Source organism: Pseudomonas sp. GW823-FHT02E01 (genome assembly GCF_058797535.1).
Window position 1 is genome coordinate 1 of sequence record NZ_JBXAJS010000030.1, and the last position, 714, is coordinate 714.

A 714-nucleotide genomic window follows, 5' to 3' on the forward strand; every position below is an offset into this window, starting at 1 on the left:
CCCGGTGAATTCGATAGCGATGTCACCATTCAGGTTTTTTTCCGAGCGGACGCTCAGGCCGGACAAATGGATCATCTTCTCGGCCAGCTCGACGATTTTCACGGGCTCGCCCATGTCCAGGACAAAAACATCACCGCCCTGCCCCATGGAGCCCGCCTGAATCACCAGCTGCGCCGCTTCAGGGATGGTCATGAAGTAACGAGTGATCTTCGGATGGGTAACCGTCAATGGCCCGCCGGACTTGATCTGTTTGTGAAACAACGGAATGACCGAACCAGAAGACCCCAGAACATTGCCAAAACGTACCATGGTGAAGCGCGTCTTGTTTACCCGCGAAACGTTGCTCGTATCTCCGAACAACACCGGCGCCAACTCCCGACTGAGCGCCTGCAACATCAACTCGGCCAGCCGCTTGGTGCTGCCCATAACATTGGTCGGGCGCACGGCCTTGTCTGTCGAGATCAGGACGAAGTTGGCAACACCTGCCTTCAAGGCAGCCTCGGCCGTATTGAGCGTACCCACCACGTTGTTCAGCACGCCTTCAGCAATGTTGTGCTCAACCATCGGCACGTGTTTATACGCGGCGGCATGGTAGACAGTGTCTACACGCCACGTTTTCATCACGTCGAGCAACTTCTCCGGATTGCGCACGGAACCGAGAATCGGCAATAGACGGACGGACAAAGACTCACGAGCAATCCGCTGTTCAAGTTC

General features: G+C 56.0%; 1 protein-coding gene. It reads right to left on the bottom strand.

Annotation, left to right across the window (positions count from 1 at the left end; genetic code table 11):
- The coding region (locus tag AC1RDQ_RS28505; protein ID WP_492588755.1) for a polysaccharide biosynthesis protein at positions 1-714 on the bottom strand (714 nt) is incomplete at both ends.